At 55.4% G+C, this 19,092-nt stretch carries 20 protein-coding genes and 4 pseudogenes; 15 read left to right on the forward strand and 9 right to left on the reverse strand.

Annotated features, from left to right (window positions below):
- Positions 1–49: 49 nt before the first annotated feature.
- Together RAZWK3B_RS17310 and RAZWK3B_RS17315 are read left to right on the forward strand one after the other, a co-directional pair.
- Positions 50–1,528, forward strand: a complete 1,479-nt coding sequence (locus RAZWK3B_RS17310; protein ID WP_083799238.1) for an O-antigen ligase family protein — start codon at positions 50–52, stop codon at positions 1,526–1,528.
- A gap of 94 nt (positions 1,529–1,622) precedes the next feature.
- Positions 1,623–2,393, forward strand: coding sequence for a metallophosphoesterase family protein (locus tag RAZWK3B_RS17315; protein WP_007817438.1), 771 nt, complete (start codon positions 1,623–1,625; stop codon positions 2,391–2,393).
- On the opposite strand, the gene RAZWK3B_RS17320 is transcribed toward RAZWK3B_RS17315, so the two are convergent.
- From RAZWK3B_RS17320 to RAZWK3B_RS17340, 5 genes are all read right to left on the reverse strand, one after another.
- Positions 2,385–2,933: a hypothetical protein gene (locus RAZWK3B_RS17320; RefSeq protein WP_007817441.1), complete on the reverse strand. Its 549-nt coding sequence runs from the start codon at positions 2,931–2,933 to the stop codon at positions 2,385–2,387. The genes RAZWK3B_RS17315 and RAZWK3B_RS17320 overlap by 9 nt on opposite strands.
- The gene (locus RAZWK3B_RS17325) at positions 2,923–5,250 is read right to left on the reverse strand and encodes a Wzz/FepE/Etk N-terminal domain-containing protein (protein ID WP_007817442.1); all 2,328 of its coding nucleotides are present in this window, start codon (positions 5,248–5,250) and stop codon (positions 2,923–2,925) included. The genes RAZWK3B_RS17320 and RAZWK3B_RS17325 overlap by 11 nt, the downstream gene beginning before the upstream one ends.
- Before the next feature lie 116 nt (positions 5,251–5,366).
- Positions 5,367–6,359 (reverse strand): hypothetical protein, encoded by a 993-nt coding sequence (locus RAZWK3B_RS21280; protein ID WP_157132302.1) that lies wholly within the window; start codon positions 6,357–6,359, stop codon positions 5,367–5,369.
- A gap of 418 nt (positions 6,360–6,777) precedes the next feature.
- Positions 6,778–7,194 (reverse strand): IS200/IS605 family transposase, encoded by a 417-nt coding sequence (gene tnpA / locus RAZWK3B_RS17335; RefSeq protein WP_037296213.1) that lies wholly within the window; start codon positions 7,192–7,194, stop codon positions 6,778–6,780.
- A gap of 275 nt (positions 7,195–7,469) precedes the next feature.
- Positions 7,470–8,018 carry a hypothetical protein gene (locus tag RAZWK3B_RS17340; RefSeq protein ID WP_037296191.1) on the reverse strand — a complete coding sequence of 183 codons (549 nt, stop codon included), beginning with the start codon at positions 8,016–8,018 and terminating at the stop codon, positions 7,470–7,472.
- Between the two features lie 318 nt (positions 8,019–8,336).
- Here RAZWK3B_RS17340 and RAZWK3B_RS21745 point away from each other — a divergent pair, with 318 nt between their 5' ends.
- The 4 genes and pseudogenes from RAZWK3B_RS21745 to RAZWK3B_RS17355 form a co-directional block, all read left to right on the forward strand.
- Positions 8,337–8,747 (forward strand): hypothetical protein, encoded by a 411-nt coding sequence (locus RAZWK3B_RS21745; protein ID WP_232279560.1) that lies wholly within the window; start codon positions 8,337–8,339, stop codon positions 8,745–8,747.
- On the forward strand, positions 8,672–8,980 hold the full coding sequence (tnpA, locus tag RAZWK3B_RS17345) for an IS66-like element accessory protein TnpA (protein WP_007817449.1): 309 nt from the start codon (positions 8,672–8,674) through the stop codon (positions 8,978–8,980). The genes RAZWK3B_RS21745 and tnpA (RAZWK3B_RS17345) overlap by 76 nt, the downstream gene beginning before the upstream one ends.
- Positions 8,977–9,327 (forward strand): IS66 family insertion sequence element accessory protein TnpB, encoded by a 351-nt coding sequence (tnpB, locus tag RAZWK3B_RS17350; RefSeq protein WP_007817451.1) that lies wholly within the window; start codon positions 8,977–8,979, stop codon positions 9,325–9,327. Before tnpA (RAZWK3B_RS17345) ends, tnpB (RAZWK3B_RS17350) begins: the two co-directional genes overlap by 4 nt.
- A gap of 59 nt (positions 9,328–9,386) precedes the next feature.
- Positions 9,387–10,129, forward strand: a pseudogene (locus tag RAZWK3B_RS17355) (IS66 family transposase); the annotation flags it as partial.
- Positions 10,130–10,172: 43 nt separating this feature from the next.
- On the opposite strand, the pseudogene RAZWK3B_RS20720 reads toward RAZWK3B_RS17355, so the two are convergent.
- Both RAZWK3B_RS20720 and RAZWK3B_RS17370 read right to left on the reverse strand, forming a co-directional pair.
- Positions 10,173–10,802: pseudogene (locus tag RAZWK3B_RS20720) on the reverse strand (transposase); the annotation flags it as partial.
- A 73-nt stretch (positions 10,803–10,875) separates the two neighbouring features.
- On the reverse strand, positions 10,876–11,073 hold the full coding sequence (locus tag RAZWK3B_RS17370) for a hypothetical protein (protein WP_007817461.1): 198 nt from the start codon (positions 11,071–11,073) through the stop codon (positions 10,876–10,878).
- 239 nt (positions 11,074–11,312) lie between these two features.
- Here RAZWK3B_RS17370 and RAZWK3B_RS17375 point away from each other — a divergent pair, with 239 nt between their 5' ends.
- Complete coding sequence (locus tag RAZWK3B_RS17375; protein WP_007817462.1) at positions 11,313–11,882, forward strand: helix-turn-helix domain-containing protein; 570 nt, start codon at positions 11,313–11,315, stop codon at positions 11,880–11,882.
- Positions 11,883–12,184: 302 nt separating this feature from the next.
- The gene (locus tag RAZWK3B_RS17380; RefSeq protein WP_037296197.1) at positions 12,185–12,523 is read left to right on the forward strand and encodes a hypothetical protein; all 339 of its coding nucleotides are present in this window, start codon (positions 12,185–12,187) and stop codon (positions 12,521–12,523) included.
- A 190-nt stretch (positions 12,524–12,713) separates the two neighbouring features.
- Here the strand turns inward: RAZWK3B_RS17380 and RAZWK3B_RS20725 are convergent, their stop codons facing one another.
- On the reverse strand, positions 12,714–13,208 hold the full coding sequence (locus tag RAZWK3B_RS20725) for an ATP-binding protein (protein WP_286131813.1): 495 nt from the start codon (positions 13,206–13,208) through the stop codon (positions 12,714–12,716).
- Between the two features lie 5 nt (positions 13,209–13,213).
- Here RAZWK3B_RS20725 and RAZWK3B_RS17395 point away from each other — a divergent pair.
- The 6 genes and pseudogenes from RAZWK3B_RS17395 to tnpC form a co-directional block, all read left to right on the forward strand.
- A pseudogene (locus tag RAZWK3B_RS17395) lies at positions 13,214–13,714 on the forward strand (IS66 family transposase); the annotation flags it as partial.
- A gap of 6 nt (positions 13,715–13,720) precedes the next feature.
- A complete protein-coding gene (locus RAZWK3B_RS17400; RefSeq protein ID WP_007817471.1) occupies positions 13,721–13,933 on the forward strand; it encodes a hypothetical protein in 213 nt (70 codons plus the stop codon).
- A 289-nt stretch (positions 13,934–14,222) separates the two neighbouring features.
- Positions 14,223–14,534 carry a helix-turn-helix domain-containing protein gene (locus RAZWK3B_RS21750; protein WP_232279558.1) on the forward strand — a complete coding sequence of 104 codons (312 nt, stop codon included), beginning with the start codon at positions 14,223–14,225 and terminating at the stop codon, positions 14,532–14,534.
- Positions 14,535–14,771: 237 nt separating this feature from the next.
- Positions 14,772–15,182 (forward strand): transposase, encoded by a 411-nt coding sequence (locus tag RAZWK3B_RS17410; protein ID WP_007817475.1) that lies wholly within the window; start codon positions 14,772–14,774, stop codon positions 15,180–15,182.
- Positions 15,182–15,532, forward strand: coding sequence for an IS66 family insertion sequence element accessory protein TnpB (gene tnpB / locus RAZWK3B_RS17415; RefSeq protein ID WP_007817476.1), 351 nt, complete (start codon positions 15,182–15,184; stop codon positions 15,530–15,532). Before RAZWK3B_RS17410 ends, tnpB (RAZWK3B_RS17415) begins: the two co-directional genes overlap by 1 nt.
- Positions 15,533–15,587: 55 nt before the next feature.
- Positions 15,588–17,189 carry an IS66 family transposase gene (gene tnpC, locus RAZWK3B_RS17420; RefSeq protein WP_007817478.1) on the forward strand — a complete coding sequence of 534 codons (1,602 nt, stop codon included), beginning with the start codon at positions 15,588–15,590 and terminating at the stop codon, positions 17,187–17,189.
- A 698-nt stretch (positions 17,190–17,887) separates the two neighbouring features.
- Here tnpC and RAZWK3B_RS17425 read toward each other — a convergent pair.
- Positions 17,888–18,163: pseudogene (locus RAZWK3B_RS17425) on the reverse strand (YcjX family protein); the annotation flags it as partial.
- A gap of 159 nt (positions 18,164–18,322) precedes the next feature.
- On the opposite strand from RAZWK3B_RS17425, the gene truA reads away from it, so the two are divergent.
- Positions 18,323–19,090 (forward strand): tRNA pseudouridine(38-40) synthase TruA, encoded by a 768-nt coding sequence (gene truA, locus RAZWK3B_RS17430; protein WP_007811298.1) that lies wholly within the window; start codon positions 18,323–18,325, stop codon positions 19,088–19,090.
- The last annotated feature ends 2 nt before the right edge of the window (positions 19,091–19,092 follow it).

Genomic DNA, 19,092 nt, shown 5'->3' on the forward strand with positions numbered 1-19,092 from the left:
GCGGCCCTGTCAATTGAGAGCCACATGCGCATTGGGACGGTCTTGATACATGCCTCGTCATCACATCCGCACCCTGCAACGCAAATCCCTGTCGCACCTTATGTCCTTAGGGCTGCAATGGCTTATGACGTTACTTCTTGCGGTAACCCTGTTGCTCAACGGTGCAGCCGACCCCAATACCCGCCCTGCGCTGGCCATAGGCTTTGCTCTCATCTCACTTCTCGCGCTGCTGTTGTCAGTGAAAAACCGCGCAAGCCGCGCGCTTGTGCGACATGCACTTTTTTGGGGTCTCTTTTTGAGCCTGTGGTCGATCCTCCAAGCCGTTCCTTTACCTCTTTGGCTGCCGGTTCACCCTGTTTGGCGAGACTTGTCAGCAACCTTGGGGACCACGCACGGGTATGTCTCTGTCAATCCATCAGCCACCTGGCACGCCTTACCAAGCCTGATCCTGCCCTTTACCGTCTTCGCAACAACCGTAATGCTGTCTCAAAACGAAGCCCTGGCCCGCAGCTTTTGGCATAAGCTGACGCTCGTGGGCGTTACTGTTGTCCTCGTCTCCGTATTACGTCAGGTGTTTTTCCCAGACAGTCTGGTCTTTTCCGGCCAAGCCTTGGGTGCAGGACAATTCTCCGGCGTCTTCATAAACAGAAATTTGGCCGCATCAGCCTTTGGACTTGCCGCCTTCGCGCTCCTGGGAAGTCTTGCCATCCATATGGCCAAGGATCCCTGGCTAAAAAAGAAACAAGAAAAAGGCGAGCAAAGCAACAAGTTCTGGATGTATGTCTTGCTCGCAAGCGCTTTGTTTCTGACGGCTGTGTGTTTGATCCTGACTCGGTCCCGAGCCGGCTCTCTGGTCAGTCTAGTGCTTCTGTTGCCTTGCCTAATTCTAATTCTCCGCCATGGTCTGCGCGAACGATTTGCACCCTGGACGCTCATCCGCTGGCTAACGTCGAGTTTTCTTCTGGGCGTGATTGCCTTGCTGCTTTTCTTGGCAGCCTATGGCGAGCCTGTCCTCTCCCGCGTTGAGGCAACCAACGACACCGGGCGTTGGTGCACCTGGGCATCAACCCTCGAGGCGATCAAGGATAACCCCCTCTTCGGCACTGGGCTTGGGACCTTTCGAGACATTTTTCCGATGTACAGGAATTCGGGCTGTGACGGATCCGGCTCTGCCTGGCACCGGGCTCATAATTCGTTTCTCGAGATCTATTTGGGGATTGGGCTGCCCGCTTTATTGTTTGCGGCGGCGGTCTATGTGCGTGTAGGAAAAGTCTTGCACCATGGTCTGACAATGCGTCGATCCCTCAAAGGAATTCCAATCGCGATGACAGGGGCCGTTTTGTTCGTATCCACACATTCACTGGTCGATTTCCCCCTGCAAATCCCTGGTATCGCCCTCTACTTTACCGCACTGATGGCCGCCGGAATGGGACTATGTCTTAAAAAACAACAAACGCGACGCAAGCCCCGTCGAATTCATTCGATGTCAGCAAATGTCCGGCATCAAAGGAGCAAATCTTCAGGTTAGTTTTGTTTGCGTGCTGGATTTTTTAACTTGGCGTGTGTTGAACAATTCGTCACACGAAATAACTTGACCCCCTATCTGAACAAGGATGGGACTGATGAAGCGCTGGCTTAGCTACATCTCCAGGACGGGCAGTCCTATAGAAGACGTCCCAAAAATGCCAGAGTTGGCTCCGAACGCGCCCTTCTATGCCATAGGCGATATTCACGGAAGCACAGCACTCATACGAAAGATCCTCTCCCAAATTGAAGACCCGCCAGCGTTGCGTGCAGCGGTGGTATTCCTCGGGGATTACGTTGATCGTGGAGAGGACAGCGCGGGCACCTTGGCGCAACTCTACGATCTTTCCCGAGACACCAGCAGGCCTTGGATATTCCTTCGAGGCAATCACGAACAGATGCTTTTGGATTTCCTTGATTCACCCGATACTGCTGGACCATTTTGGCTTATGGCAGGAGGCAGACAGACCCTTGCGAGTTTTGGAATCGGAACGCCATGGCAGAATATGGACGCCGAAAATCTACCGCGCTTACGTGACACGTTGCGGGAAAAACTTGGGCGAGACTTAGAAGCTTGGTTGCGACAGATGCCCGTCAGTTGGAAGACTGGAAATGTGTTTTTATCGCATGCCGGAACAGATCCTGCACTTGAGTTGGAGGCGCAGACCAATGACACACTCCTTTGGGGCAAGACCCGTGGCAAAGCTGGTCCTCGTGCTGATGGTATCTGGAGCGTTCAAGGTCATGTGATTGTCGAAACGCCACAAATTTCCAATGGCCGGGTTTTTCTCGACACTGGGGCTTATGCAACAGGTATCCTGACCGCGGCTCGGTTCGAGCAGGGTAAGGTCAACTTTTTTTCAACGTAACGTCGATATAGGCTCTGAACCGCCCAGATAGCGCCGCGCAAACGCGTCTCGATCAGTCTTTATCCAGAGTTCTTGCGGAGCCGTTCGTTCAGACCACGCAAGATACGCTTCGGTCATCCCTCTTTCCATATTGAGAATAAACGAAATTAAAGACAGCCGGTACCACATATCACCGTCTAAAGGAGCGCAGACCAGAACATCTCTCACACGCCGCATTGCGTTTGCTCGGAAGACCTGGACCGAAAAACTGCCTGTCTCATCCAACCTCCTCACTCCATTTCGGCGGGCAGCGAGATCGCTGACGTACAGTGCCAACACAGCTTTCGTCTTGCGGACCGGCAAATTGCATACCAGATCATCATGAGGCGCCTGCGTCGTGTAGGGCTGCAACCGATCGATGTCAGCAAGAACCGAGCGCCCTTTCCTGACCTCTTCTTCAAGGCGAACATGGTCGACATGTGGAAGATATGACGTAAGGGCCATCACGCTCACGATCACCGCAAGACATGTCAGCACTAGCATCATCAACTTATCGATCACTGTAATACCGCTTGTACGCATACCCGTAGTAATAGTCGCCGGAGTAGTACCCATAAGCGCGCGCGCGACGCGCATCAAAGAAATTCAAAACTGCGCCAAAGCACTTTTCACGCAAGCGAGGGTCAGCCAGAAAGAGGCGCTCGACATCCACAATATTCGTGCGCCCCCACTTCATCACAAGTACGAAACCGTCGAGAAACGGCAATGTCGCGCGGGCATCAATGACAGGCGCCAATGGAGGCAGGTCGAGAATGACAAAGTCATACCGAACCTTCAGTTTCTCGACCAACGCGTGCATCGCGTCACCACCCACAAGATCACTGGTATGAACTACTCGTCCGCGTTTGTTGGGAATGACATCCAACCCTGTTTCTCGATCGCTATGGACAGCTTGCTGCCAGTCCATGCCATCCTGAAGAATATCCACAAGCCCTTCGCCTATGTCTTTATTGAATGATTTGGTAAGACCGGGATTACGAAGGTCAGCATCAATCACTATGACGCTATGCCCCTGGCTAGACAAAAAATTGGCGAAATTGGACGAACTTGTTGTCTTCCCTTCACCGGGAAATGCGGAAAAGACCCCAACAACTTTTCCCTTGCCCTTTTTGCCCGAAGACGTCGAGCGAAGCGTAACGGACATTTTTACCGCCCGTAAGGTCTCGGCAAAACTCGACAGTGGCTTATCGAGACCGTATCTGAGCAATTCTGGAAAGGCGACTTCATGCACGGATTGAGAGCTCGCTTTACTGCGAGCGGTCGATGAGATCTTTTTCGATCCCGTGACCTCTTGCAAGCCGCCCAAAAATTCCAAACCCAAAATGCGCTGGATCTGCTCACCGGTTCGAACCTTTTTGTCCCGTAGCTCAGCAATAGCGATCCATCCCGAGGCCGCCATTATGCCGAGCACAAGACTCAACACTGTAATGCGCGACGTATTTGGAAAGCTGGCTCCTCCTGGAACCTTTGCAGGATTGAGGATCCTGACATTGGAAACAGTAAAGGACTGCTCTTGCAGCGACTGCTGATATTTTTGCAAAAACGATGTATACAGGCTCCGCACCGCGCTAGCGTTACGTTCCAATTCTCGAAGTTCCACTAGAAGATCGCGGTCGGCACCTAATTCTGCCTCTGCGTCCTCCAACGCCTGTTCCAACTGTTCGATGCGACGTTCCGTGACAACAATTTCGTTACGGACAATTTCCTCACTCCGCTTGATCTCCTCGAACAGTAATTCCTGAAGCTGATCAAGCTCCGCCTTGCGCCGCATGGTTTGTTCATGCTCTTCTCCGAGACGGTTCATCAAAGAGTTGTAATCTTTCAGAACATCGAGATAGCGGGAACGAAGGCCCGACGTTATGGACTGGTCCGATGTGCTGCTCACGGCAGCGGATGTATCACCTGTTTCGATGATGTCCTGAAGAAAGCGCTGTCTCGCCTGCTGTTCGACAAGTTGTGATCTTGCTTCGGAAAGCTGCTGAGATAAGCGATCAAACTGGGTATTCGATGCTTCTCCGTTTTCGCCGACGAGCCCATTCTCACGTTTGAAACGTTCGACGGCATTATCAAGCTGAACAGATTCCTCCCTCAGTTGGTCCGAGCGTTCCTTGAGCCAATCAGTAGCGCGCTGAGTAGCGTCGTATTTTGCCTCAAGCTGATCATCGATGTAGACATCTGCAAGTGTGTTGGCCACCGTAGCCGCCAAAGCCGCCGAGCTGGAGGTGAAGCTCACCTCCACAACACGGCTATCGCGCAACCGCGTCACTGTCATGTTGCTTCGCAATTTGCCTACAGCGGCAAGCTCCGCTTTAAGTTGCTGATCAACCTCCGATATTGGCAATTGCGGAATATCCGGTGAAACCTGTTTGAGCAGCTCCTGGATCGGTGACAAGGCCCCACGCATTAGAGAGCGCAGCCTGGAAAGGCCTGTTTGGGGGGACTGCATGAAAGCCGTGTTTTCTTCCAAAGACAAACGGTCGACGACCTTTTGGGCGACCGCTTGTGATTTTATGACCTCAATCTCTGTCGTGATTTCGGACTCTGACATCCCAAGCGTTTGTAGACCAGTCAACTCTCGTGCATTTGTCGCCTCTCGAGCGTCAAGGCTGAGTTGGACGGAAGCTTTGTAAAGCTTTGTCGTTGTTGAGGCATAGGCCATTCCCAAGGCAAGCCCAACGAGCGCACCTAGAAATAGGAGTTTCCATCGCCTCTTGGCGATCAGAATAACCTTTGAAAGGTCAATTTCGTCGTCCGGCGCGCTTGCAGGCTCTACGGAATATGGCCGTGGACTTTTACCATCAAGGAAGTCATCAGTCACGCGTAGGGGCTCTCCTTTGGACTGACAAGCCATAGGACCGGATCACACTTGCCTGTGACGAGTCCGTTAATGGAACGCTTGGCTTTGAATTTAATCATAATTCTCGAATATGAGCCTCAGGGAATAACTCGACTCGCAGGGAGAGGGATTGGCCCCGGCGCTGCATCCCCGTCACTTGGAGAATTTGTCGCGGGAATATTGAACGCGACAGGTGAAGTCGATTGCGCAGCTCTTGGCGTCGCACTGGTAGTTCCCGATGTCGATGACGTGTTCGAAATTGACGTGTTACCACCATCTACACCACCTGTTGCAGAAGTTTGTGCGGCGGCCAGCGAAGGCGCGTCACTGGCCGGCTCAGACAACGTTTCGCCATCCGACAGCGCGGCCGTATCCTGTTCTGACCCTGCGGCTTCATTAGCTTGAGGCTCGGTACCAACACCCTCGTCAGACACGACATCCGCTGGCGCATCCGAGACTATGTCGGTCTGTTGTGACGCCTCACCATCCTGCGATTCCTCTGAAACCACTTGTTCGGCTGGGCTGGCCTCATCGCCTCGAGTATTCTCCGCGACAGTCGAAATCTGGTTGGCCTTTGACTGCACAGCCTCGCTTAATAGCCTGGAGGGCGCGACCGCCACCTTGGCAAGAATTTGCGAGGATGCATCCGTATCCCCTGCATCTGCAAAGTCACCGGCAGCTTGCGCAATGCCGTCAGCCACAGCATCTATGGCTGCAGGATCAGAGACATCGTCCACAAGCGCTATCATCGCATCCGCGTTTGCTGGATCTCGAGCTATCGCTTGACGCACCACGGCCGCGATGAGATCCGCATTTCTAGGATCGGCAATGAAAGCCTGTGGGTCAGCCAAAAATGCAAGCAGAATTTCTTCCGGCAGATCAGGATCGATTTCGGATGCCGTATCCGTCTCTGATAGCTGCGCCTGATCTGAAGATGTGTCATCTTGCGCCTGCACGAATATAATACCATCGTGCGGCATTGATGGCACCTTGGACAAACTATCAAATGAATGTCGGCCTGCGCCGATCGCCACGGTTCCACAAACTATGGCTGTGGTCAAAACCGTGAGCCGAACGGTATGCTGTTGCATTACTTGCTCCTTCACTAGCGTCCTTCTCCATTTGACCTCACAAAAATCGACACGCACCATGGACGATGTGACCTTATGCTCAGACGATGCAAAAGATGCATCAGCTTTGCGGATAAATTGCGCACGACAACCATGCACACAACTCAGTGACGATGTCATACAGGAAACGTAGCTAGTTCTCAATCAGAGATTTTCTACATTTGAGAGTCGATTTTTGCACCCAGGAGGCGACCATTTTCGGCGTAATTCCTGGATTAGGCTAATCGCTGAACAAAGCCTGAGCATGAATGTTAGCATTTGAAGGCTAAAATGCGCCGTTTCGGCCTTTTGACATTCTTGCGCTTCAGTGCGCTACATCTGGCTCCAAACAGCCAACACAGACCATCCAGAACAACAGTATCGCTCGATCACTGAACCACTACCGGCTGGCGCCGGTAGGATCGGCGATGTGCTGCTCCAAGTACTGAAGTACGATGTCTTCGGTGATGGCGCCGTTGGTGGTTGAAAAATGCCCTCTGCCCCAGAACCTGCGGCTCCAATAGCGCCTGCGCAACTCCGGGAATTCCCGTTGCACCTTGTGGGACGAACGACCCTTCATCTTGCGCACCAGATCGGAGATGGCGAGCTTCGGTGGCACTGACACGAACATGTGGACGTGGTCGCTCGACAACACGCCGCGCAAGATGTCGATTTCGTTCTCATGGCATACTTGACGGCAGATGTCGCGCACACGCAGGAGCACCTGGTCTTTGAGAACCTTGAACCGGTCCTTGTTGGACCAGACCAAGTGATACCGATGGTAGAACACACAGTGGCTGCCGGTGTTGTATTGCATGATCATACCCTCTGAAAAATGAGCCTCCGACCCGGCTGCGGCTCATTTTTCAGAGGGTATGATTATAAGACGATTCTTTCACGCTGAAGCGGGACCGACTGGAAGTCGGTGGCTTTGCTCCAGAGCGTGGATACTAAAAAACTGGCGATTAAAATAGTTCCGGTTGTTCGAAACTAAAGCTCCATACAGACGGGTTCGAAAGCAAGACGGCCAGATACACAGGCCTTTTTGCTAAAAAGCCTTTGGAAATGCAGTGTTTACATCGGCCGAGAAAATCAATTGGACCTCAATCGTCGCTCAACCTTGAAGATTAGAAGCAGTCCAAACATCAACAAAAGCAAACCAATCAAGTCACCAGACAAGATTTCGAAGAGCTCTGGTACGGTGACACTATACGCTAGGGATTTGATTGCCGCGTTCACAAGAGCTGCAATCACGCCGGCAAGGAGAATTTCTACCCACGGACGCTTGGTAAACACGGCTTTTTTGTTTTCCAGCACGTAAACGGCGACCAATACCCCGACGTATCCGATGCAAGCTCCAGCGACCAAATCAAAGTATCTAGAACTATAAAAGTTCTCTGGTCCCCAATAAAGAATGTGAGTTATCAACTGACCAGGAAATAAATACGCAACCGATTTCCAGCCGTACAGCCATGCTGTTAAGACTATTACGCCGTGTGGTAAATAAATAAGAGTGGCATGTTTTTGGATATCTACGTCGGTAGAGCTGCGAAAAGCTGAATTAATTTGAAACGATAATAGAGCGAACGAAACGAACAAAACGGTCACCAGCATTGCGATCAAAATATCATTTTTGATCATGTCACTACACGACATATTCACGAAGAATTTCCGTTCTGCTTACGTCTTTCGCGTCCTTGCTAGAAGTGTAAAGAATATAGCCGCGGATGTAGCATCGAGTGGCAATCAAGATGTAGCTCCCTTTGCGAAACCTGAAACAAGCGTTTCCGTCTGAATACGCCAAATTATCGAGATACGGATAAGGAGCAAATCAGTGGGCGTCTACGGACTAAAGTCCCACCTTTGAAAGAACATAGCTCTTTTTAGAAATAGATTACGTTCTCTTTTGAAGATCTCGCACTCAGTGAACTACCAATTTGCGGAGAAGACGATCAGATATTGACCAAAGCGAGGCTATTCGGCGACTTCAGACATCAAAACAAACAGGAGTTTGAGCGCGGCTCAAATACGAAGGCGCGCAAAACCCAATCTCAAAGAGATGATCTTGAAACTATTCTAGAATTTGTCGAATCGCGAGCGGGCTCTCGCGTAATCAAAAAGAAGCCCGAACAGCGCAACGTAAGCCTCCGGGGTTGGCCGTCTGATCTCATGATCGCTCCGATGGTAAGTCCGACCTTATATCCGACTTTATCAACCGCACTCAAATCGAAGTTCTTTCCGCCGCTGACGGTGATCGCCGCCGGTATTGGCCAGATGATGATAAACTGCGCGTTTTGGAAGAAAGCTTTATCGGCCACCGCCAGGCGGCAGCCACAGCGCGGCGGCATGGCATTTGCCGGTCGCTGCTGACAACCTGGCTGCGGCAGTATCGAAACGGTGAGCTTTGGTCTTCTCGCCCGGTATCGTTCGCGCCGGTGACCGTGACGCAAGCGCCCGCGCCGCAGACCAATTCAGTTGATCCCTGTCCGCCTCCGGGCTGTCAGGTTGAGATAGCCCTTCCGAACGGGCGCCGGGTCACCGTGCCGGTGGGCGTGGAGCCCGAAGCGCTTGCGCGGATCCTGGCAGTGGTGGACGGGCAATGATCGCGTTTCCGGCGGGCGTGAAGGTGTGGATTGCGGGCGGCACCACCGATATGCGGCGGGGCATGAACACGCTGGCGCTGCAGGTGCAGGAGGATCTCGGCCGCGATCCCCATGCGGGCGTGATCTTCTGCTTCCGAGGCCGCAAGGGTGATCTGGTCAAGATCCTGTGGCATGATGGCGTGGGCATGTCGCTTTATTTGAAGCGCACGGAAGCGGGCAAGTTCATCTGGCTGGTGAGCCGGCCAGGCGACGCGGTGCAGATCTCGGCGGCGCAGTTGGGCTATCTTCTGGAGGGCATTGACTGGCGCAACCCACGCTGGACGCAACGCCCTGCAAAGGCTGGGTAAATTGCTCTGACGGGCCTTTTTTGTCGGTTCTTCATGAGCTTGAGTGATAAACATCGGCCATGCCTGACGCCGCCTCCGAGCTCGCCAAATTACGCACTGCCCTGGCCGCCGCCGAGGCCCGTGCATATGTGGCGGAAAGCGAGCTGGCACAGACCCGCGCCGTTGTCTCCTGCTCGGAAGCGATGATACAGGAGCTCTAGCTCGAGATCGCCAAACTGCGCCGTGATGAATACGGCATCTCATCAGAACGACGTGCCCGGCTAATCGATCAACTGGAATTGCAGCTTAAAGAGATGGAAGCGGCGGCCACCAAGGATGTCCTGACCGCCGGCGAGACGGCTGAAAAGGCCATCACGGTGCGCGCCGCCATCTTGTGCGCAAGCCGTTCCCGGATCACCTGCCGCGCGAGCGCGTTGTTGTTGAGGCACCCGCCGCCTGCACCTGCTGTGGCTCGGACCGGATCGTGAAGATGGGCGAAGACATCACCGAGACGCTGGAGGTGATCCCCCGTCAGTGGAAGGTGATCCAGACCGTGCGCGAGAAGTTCACCTGCCGGTCCTGCGAAAAGATCAGTCAGCCGCCGGCGCCGTTCCATGCGATCCCGCGTGGATGGGCTGGGCCCAGCCTGATCGCCATGCTTGTCTTCGAGAAATATGGTCAGCACCGCCCTTTGAACCGGCAGGCCGAACGTTTCGCACGTGAAGGCGTCGAGTTGAGCCTGTCGACCTTGGCTGACCTGATCGGGCATGCCGCTGTCGCGTTGCAGCCAATCCATGGCTTGATCGAGACCCATGTGCGCGCGGGTCCCTTCCGGCAGATTGCTTTGCAATCGCCTATCGGCAACGCATCGCCCAGACATCGTTCGGCCCGACGGCTTCGGCACGGTCATCGCGCAGCTTGGCCTTCACCCGCTGTTTCGGGGTCTTGTTCCTCAGCTGCATGCCCAACTCCTTGTAAATACGATAGACTTTCTTGATGTTGGTGCCCCAGCCCTCACGGTCCAAGAACACATGAAGCCGGCGATAGCCGTAGCGCACCCGGGTCTCGCAGATCTCCTTGATCCGCCTCTCGACGGCAGCCTGATCAGCGCGGCGGGACTTGTAGTGGAACGGCGAACGATCAAATCCGATGGCCCCACACGCCGTTCGGATCGAGACCGCCCCATCGCTGCACATCCCGCGAACCAGCTCGCGCATCCGACCAGGCCTCAGGTCATTTCGCCGAATGACGTCCTGCAACATCTCGCGGTCCAAGGTAAGGTCGGCTACGATCTTCTTCAGTCGACCGTTCTCGTCCTCGAGCTGCTTCAGCCGCTTCATCTCCGTTGGCAACAGGCCCGCATATTTCTTCTTCCAGTTGAAGTAGGTGGCCTGGCTGATCCCAGCCTTCCGGCAGATCTCGGCAACCGGTGTGCCTTCTTCGCCCTGCTTGATGATGAACGCCTTCTGCCCGTCCGAAAACTTCGATGCCTTCATGTGATTCCGCTCCTATCCCAGCCGGGAAATCATAGCGGAAAACTCCAGCTTCAAACGGTCCAATTCCCGGGGACTAGATCACAGTCACGCTATTAGGTCCAGGTAGCGTTCCTTGGGAGACTGTCTGCGCATAGGCCCCATGCCCATAGCCAAGCCCGACGATGGTCCCGAGGGCGGTGCCGAGCAGAAGGGCGCTGGCTTTGCGCGGACTTTTGCGCTGGCTCAAGGGCGCGGTGAGAAGATCGTGTGTGGTGCCTGTCTTGTCGTTCATAGGTCCACCTGTCGTTCATGCGCGCGAAGCCATCGCCGCAGATTCAAACTGCGGACCGGCGCGCAGAAGGCTGACAGGCCATGCGCAGAGAAGCTCCGCTGATTATTTTGGTTTTTTCTGCACGGATTCTACGGAGAAAAAATTAGTAGGTTTGCGCATGTTCATTTTGAACATGATATAAATATTTGTTGGCGCTACAATGTTGCAGGACAAGTCAAACATCAGAAAAGAAGAAAAAAATGCTGACAACAGACCCACGCACGATGAACCTTGTGGCCCTTGGCATGTCTAAAGTGACCTATGGCGCACTCAAGATACTCAGGCGCCACTTGGGGAATGACCTTGAACTGGCCATGATCGGTTTTGCCGTTGTGATGCGCACGCGCCGGGACTTGTTTCAAATTGTGGAAAAGCACGGCCTGAACGAAGACACTATCGCCGAGATCACCAGTGAACGTGGCTTTTACACCTCGATCAACGAGGTGCACCAATACACAGACATCAACCGTGCGACAGTTCGGCGAAAATTAAACAAGCTGTTAGATCTTGGTATTCTCGAAAAGATTGATGACGACAAATGGCACTTGGTGGACTTCGAGCATGGTGAACACGTCCGCCCAGCCATTATGCTGCGCGAGCTGTTACAGAATTACATGGCGATCACAAACAAGCTTGAAGCGTTATTGCCGGAAGAAGTGCACCCAATGATGCGTGCGTCACTGGCCGATCTTGGGCCATTGGAAGCCAAGGCGCTGCTGGACACGGATGTTGAGTGGAAGGTCAAGCGCAAGCTCGAGGTCAAGCACTAGGTAGGCGCCAAGTGTGCGGCTTTTGCAACTTTTATTGATGTTTAGGCAGGCGGCTTTGGAGTTTTCTTGCGGCGACTTACGTGCGCCTCCGGCATATCCCGCCGCTCCACCCTCCCAATATGAAAGCAGGCTCAATGTGAACATGTTCAAAATAAACATTTTCAGGTGAATCCCATCTGATTATCATCGCTCAGTCAGAAAATCAGCGTCGATGATAGATTGGTGGTGCGTTGCATTTGGAGGGAGCCTGAATTTTCTTGGACTCTGACTGTTAAGTTTGATCATGGAATGTGACCCACAATATGAGCAAAAATCTTCTAATCTCGGCGTCCCGCTTCAGAATAGCAATGCGCAGTCTTGAAGCGGAGCTTGGACTGGCAAATATGTCTGCCGTTGAATTGGACGCGTTGGCGGCTGCAGTTGATCTTTCTGAGTCGAAAGCTCGGTTCGGGACCAAAGATGTTGTGAAACATCCACTTCTTTCGAATGTTTCACGCGCCACACAATATCGGGCGGTGCAAGCTCTGGAAGACAATGGCTTCATTGCACCCCATCCCGACTACAAATGCGACTATATTCTGGCCGAGGACCTTGATTTGAAGAAAACGTTTAAGACGATAGAGTTGACAGTGGGTTCTTAGCATAAATATGCATCGATTGTCGATTAATGCGTATTTCGCGGAAATTGGGCGGTGATTTCACACGATCTTAGGCACGCGTTTGACGACATCGTGAGCAGCCATTTTACTATTGTGGGCAGGCTGGTCGGCGGGTTTCATAGGGTCAGTCCTGACCGTTTTGGTCAAGCTGTTTCAGTGCGCCCAGTTTTCTTCACACGCTGTCTCCGGTCAGGTTGAGACGATGCGCATTGTGAACCAAGCGGTCGTGAATGGCGTCAGCCAATGTTGGATCGCCGATGGCTTCATGCCATTGGTCGACTGGCAACTGACTTGTCACAATGGTTGCACCTCGGCCCTGCCGGTCCTCAAGAATTTCGAGAAGATCGCGGTGGTCGGTTGTGGTGATTACAGACAACCCCCAGTCATCAAGGATCAACAGATCAGTGAGCTCGATAGATTTTAAGACGCGGGCATGGCGTCCATCACCCCGGGCAATTGCCAGTGCGTGAAAGAGCCTCAGGACGCGATGGTACATGACCCTGCGATCATCGCGGCAGGCGTTATGGCCAAGCGCACAAGCTATCGAACTTTTGCCCAATCCAGTTGGACCTGTCGTCAGCAAGTTCTCGCGTCTATTGATCCAACCGCCATCAGTAAGATGTTCCATGACCGCTTTGTCGATTCCCCGCGGACTGCGCATATCCATGTCTTCTAAAACGGATCGACGCCATCTTCGACATCGAGCGAGAGTTGGGAGGGCTGGATGCCGATGCCCGGCTCGCCGTCCGCCAGAACCTTTCCCGTCCCCTGCTCGATAATCTCCATGACTGGCTGCAGGAAGAGCGCGCGAAGCTGTCCAGACACAACAAGATGGCCAAGGCGATCAACTACATGCTCGAGAAACATGGCCGCTGGCAGGCCTTCACGGCATTCCTCGATGACGGGCGCATCTGCCTGACGAATAACGCAGCCGAACGCGCCCTGCGCGGCGTGGCCTTGAGCAGAAAGTCGTGGCTCTTCGCAGGTTCCAAGTGTGGCGGTGAGAGGGGGGCCGCCATGTATGCCCTGATCGTCACGGCAAAAATGAACGACATCGACCCACAGGCCTGGCTCGCGGATGTCGTCGCCCGGTTGCCCGACATGTCCGTCTCGCGCATCCATGAGCTTCTGCCCTGGCACTGGAAAACCCAATCCCTCGCTGAGGCGGCATGATCATGCATGCTCAACAAGGTGTATTCCGTCAAGTCCATCGACCGCTTTACCGCCGAACTTGGCGAAACCGTCGACCGGATCTTCGATCTAGCCATTGATATGGAAACCGAAGATGGCGTAATCTGGGGCTTTGGCGACGACAGTGTCATCGCATTCACTCCATTCGGGATCGAAAACCTGAAAGCGCTCATAGAAATGGATCGTAATCGCGCGCGTTGACCTCGCTGTGGCCTACGCCGGATGCTTACAACGCGACAGCGGAGCGGTGCAATCAATTGAGCCAAAGATACCTAAATTGAAAAAGGGACGGGGTTCTCTGTATCTTATTGTTCATCACAACTTTATGTGCAGAGTATCTTTATGATAATATGGTATCTAAAGTGAATTATAAATTCAATTAGGTTTCATAGTGTGCATAAATTGTATCTTATGGATACAATCCTTCTCCTAACGAGCACTACAGCAAAATTCCTTCAAAGCGACCTAAACAACGGAATGGAGTAACGTGATGACATCAAATTTCCTTTCATCAATAGCACGACTTAGAATCGCCATGCGCAGCCTTGAGGCGGAACTTGGGCTGGAGGATCTCACGGCAGCTGAACTGGACGCCTTGGCTGCAGCAGTCGATGTTTCGTCTTCGAAAGACCATTTTAAAGCGGCGGATATCGTCAAACACCCGATACTCGCCAATGTCTCACGTGCGACCCAGTATCGCGCAGTACAAGCTTTAGAAGACAAGGGCTTTATAAATTCTGATCGAGCCTTTGGCGGGGCGTATACCCTGCAGAAAGATGCTGTTCCGTCACAGATGCATTGATACAATCTGCATCGCGGTTTTTGCAATTTGCAAGACAACTAATCTGCCTTGAATTTCCGAAGGGAATTAAAATTATTTTTGATAAACAGGAAGCATCCCGATGAATTCTTGCGCTTAGTATCATCAATAATTGAGAATTGATTTGGTAGTCGGTAAGCGCCGTCTGGGCCCCACCTTCCAAGCGATCTGAAGAGTTGCGAAGGCATCTCTGTCATGAGGCAGGGAGTGCGTTTCGCAATGTGTGCTACGAATGCGTTTCTCAGATCGCTGGGTGTTGAGATTTACGCGTCTGGCCATCGGCGCTGGCCGGACGAGGTGAAGGCGCAGGCGGTGGCTGAGACGCTTCGGCCCGGTGCGACGGTCAATGACGTGGCCGCACGCTTCGGAATCCAGCCGAACCAGCTGTCGGGGCGGCGGCGCCTGGCGAAGGATGGCGCGCTAGTCCTGCCGGCGGACGGCGAGGTTCACGAGGCGGTCTTTGCCCCTCTCGTGGTGTGTGACGTGGAGATCCCCACACACGGTGCCGACACCCGAGCGGCCGGAGGCGGAATCCGGGTCGTCGTTGGCGATGTCGTGCTCCATCTCGACGCCGACACGTCCGCCGGGCGCATTGCCGAGATCGTGCGCGCACTCGGAGAGCCCTCGTGATGCTGCCGTCGCACAAGATGCGCATCCTGGTGACGACGCAACCCGTGGACTTCCGCAAGGGGCATGATGGGCTGGCTGCACTGGTGCAGTCGGCGCTGAAGGAGGACCCGTTCACCGGAACGGTCTTCGTCTTCCGAGCCAAGCGGGCGGACAGGCTGAAGATCCTGTTCTGGGACGGGACCGGGCTCGTGATGGCTTACAAGCGCCTCGAAGAAACGACGTTCGCGTGGCCCACGGTCCGGGACGGCGTGATGACGCTGAACCGGGCGCAGTTCGAGGCCCTGTTCGCGGGCTTGGACTGGCGCAAGGTCCGGGCGCTGGAAGCCAGAAAGCCGGCTGCGGCAGAATGACTCTGATCCATTGAAATGACGGGTCTTTCCAGTTGGTTCAGGGTATTCTGGCAGCATGCCTGCCGCCGCCAAAATCGATCTGTCGAGCCTGCCTGAGGAGCAGCGTGATGCCGTCGCCGATCTCCTGCGCGAGCATGCGGATCTGCTGGCGGCGAACACAGCCCTGAAGGCAGAAGCCACCGATCTGAAGCAGATCGTCAAGCGGCTCGAGCACCTCGTCGCCGAGCTGAACCATGTCGTGCATGGCAAGAAATCCGAGAAGCTCGGCGAGGACGACCGGCAGCTTGCCTTCGAGGACCTCGAGGCCGCTGTGGCCGAGGTCGAAACGCAGCACGATGATCGCGCTTCTGCGGATGAGGCCCCGCGCCGCAAGGTCGCTCCGGCGCAGCGCAACCGCGGCAATCTGCCAGCGGACCTGCCCCGTATCGAGCGGACCGTCGAACCGGACAGCCTGGAATGTCCGTGTGGCTGCGGGCAGATGCACCGGATCGGCGAGGATCGGACGGAGCGTCTCGACATCGTGCCTGCGCAACTGCGGGTGATCGCCACCATCCGTCCCAGATATGCCTGCCGCGTCTGCACGGACGGCATCACGCAGGTGCCCGCGCCGGCGGCCCTCATCGAAGGCGGTCTGCCCACCGAGGGTGCCATCGCCCATGTGCTGGTCAGCAAGTATGCCGACCATCTTCCATTATACCGTCAGAGCCAGATCCTCGCCCGGTCAGGCGTCAACATCCACCGCAGCACGCTGGCGGACTGGGTCGGTGTTGCGGGGTTCCACCTGCGGCCTGTCGTAGACCGGCTGGCTGAGCACCTGAAGGCGTCCACCAAGCTGTTCATGGACGAGACCACGGCACCGGTGCTGGATCCGGGGCGGGGACGGACCAAGACCGGCTATCTTTGGGCGCTGGCCCGTGACGACCGCAACTGGGGCGGCGCCGAGCCACCCGGGGTTGTCTTCTTCTACGCGCCCGATCGGGGTGGCAAGAATGCTGAAACGTTCCTGCGCGGCTTTGACGGGATCCTCCAACTCGACGGATATACGGGCTACAATCGGCTGACGCGCCCCTCCCGCAAGGGCGGCGGGCCCATCCGAGTGGCCCATTGCTGGGCGCATGCCCGGCGCAAGCTGAAGGAAGTGTTCGACCGCGACGGCTCCGAGATCGCCGCCGAGGGCCTGCGCCGCATCGCCGAGATCTACAAGATCGAGGCTGACATCCGCGGCGTCGAACCAGGTCAACGCCTCTCGGCCCGGCAGGCACGAACGGCCCCGCTGGTGGCGGCGTTCGGCGACTGGCTACAGGAACAGCGGCTTCGGGTCTCGGCCAAGTCCCGCCTCGGCGAGAAGCTGGCCTATATCCATCGCCACTGGGAGGGCCTGCAGACCTTTCTCCATGACGGCCGCGTCGAGATCGATTCAAACGGCGTCGAAAATCTGATCCGCCCGATCGCTTTGAACAGGAAAAATGCGTTGTTCGCCGGTCACGACGAGGGCGGCAAAGCCTGGGGCCGCATCGCGTCCCTGATCGAGACCGCCAAGATAAACGGCGTCGAACCGTTCGCCTATCTCAAGGCCACTCTCGAGGCCATCGCCGCCGGCCATCCGAGAAACCGGATCGACGAACTCCTCCCTTGGAACTTCACGCCGTCAAGCTGAACCTGCGTGGTCCGCAGCCGCCGCTTACGGTAGTCGCTACATTCACGGCGCTAGTTTCTCAACTGCGGTTATGATCTGCACACAGAAGGTTTTCTCAATTTTCGCAGCATGATCATGACGTAATTTTGGATCTTAGTGTGTGACCTCTCCCTGCTTTCAGTATCAACGCAACCGGCAGAAACTACTCCAGAGTGTGGCGCACTCCGTTGCCGTGCGCGCCTTAGGAGGTTTTCAAATTCTTAAAAGCAGATCGGACTCGCGGGGCGAGGACGATCACCCCCTCGGTCGCCGTCGGCGAGTGGGTCCGTGTAACGGCCCAGGTATTGGAGCCGGCAGATGTCAGCCGCGCGATGGCCTTGACCGATGCCTTCTAGTTATAAACAGCCGCCCGCATTCTCTGCTTACAAGCTCACTTATTTGCTGGCTTTGCCACCATCTATAACCTCCTAGAAATGCGCATCGCGCTCGGTTGGGTAATCCCCCACGAATGCGGGCTGATGCTCAGCTTTGAGGGGTATGCGCGATCATCCGGTTTTTCTCGAGCGGTGTTGATGTGGTGTTGATGTAAACGCGCACAAAAAATGCCCTAGTACTAAGCTAGGGAACTAAAACTTTGTATTATTTAAGGAATTTGGTTGCGGGAGCAGGATTTAACCTACACCGAACCAGCATCAATTTTGTGTACAAAAAGATGAAATGAGATGCGTCTCGTAATCGAAGCGCGGCACGGTATCGTCGGGCTGGGGCTGCAGGAAGGCCGCCGAGATCCGGCCATCGGCGGCGGCCACCAGCCCCGGCATGCGCGCGCGGTCCATCAGGTTGGCCACAAGCGACGTGATGAACACCGTCTTGCCGGCCCGCGACAGGCCGGTGACGCCAAGACGGATCACCGGCTCGAACAGGGATTCCGAGAGCGTGTCGGTCACCGTCTCGACCCGGCGCGTCAGCCCCTCGGCGATATCGTTTATAATCAAAGGCCCGGTCCCCCTTGCCTGCTGGCCCGTCGCTGGCCTGTCGCTGGCCCTTCGCTGGCCCGTCGCTGGCCCGTCCAAGATAGGCGCGAGGCGCGACGGTTGCCAGAGGGCAGGTTTGGGGGGATTGTTCGGCAAGCATCTGCAGGGTAAGTGGCGGCCATGCCAAGATATGCGTTGAAAGTGGAATATGACGGCGCCCCCTTTGCAGGGTGGCAGCGACAGGCGGAACAGCCCTCGGTGCAAGGCGCGATCGAGGCGGCGCTGGCGCGTCTGGAACCCGGCCCGCACAAGATCGCGGCGGCCGGGCGCACGGATGCGGGCGTGCATGGGCTGGCGCAGGTGGCGCATTGCGATCTGGTCAAGGACTGGGAGCCGTTCAAGCTGATGGGGGCGGTGAATTATCATCTCAAGCCCGCGCCGGTGGCGGTGGTGGCCTGCGCCCAGGTCGCAGAGGATTGGCACGCCAGATTTTCAGCGCTGGAGCGGCGCTATCTGTTCCGGTTGCTGATGCGGCGTCCGCCAGAGACGCTGGAGGCGGGGCGCGTCTGGCGTGTCCCCCAGAGCCTAGATGTGGCAGCGATGCGAGAGGGGGCACGGCATCTGCTGGGCAAGCATGATTTCACCACGTTCCGATCGTCGATCTGTCAGGCGAAAAGCCCGGTCAAGACGCTGGATGCGCTGGAGATCGAGGAGGCCGAGGGGCTGGGGGGACCGGAGCTGAGGTTTCATCTGAGCGCGAGGTCGTTTCTGCACAATCAGGTGCGCAGCATCGTGGGCACGCTGGAGCGCGTGGGCGCGGGAAGCTGGGCGCCCGAGGATGTGAAAACCGCGCTCGAGGCGAAGGACCGCGCGGCCTGTGGCCCGGTCTGTCCGCCGCAGGGCTTGTATCTGGCGGGCGTGGGCTATCCGCAAGATCCGTTCAGCTGAGG

The sequence above is a fragment of the Roseobacter sp. AzwK-3b genome (genome assembly GCF_000170875.1).
GTDB classification, from domain to species: domain Bacteria; phylum Pseudomonadota; class Alphaproteobacteria; order Rhodobacterales; family Rhodobacteraceae; genus Roseovarius; species Roseovarius litoreus.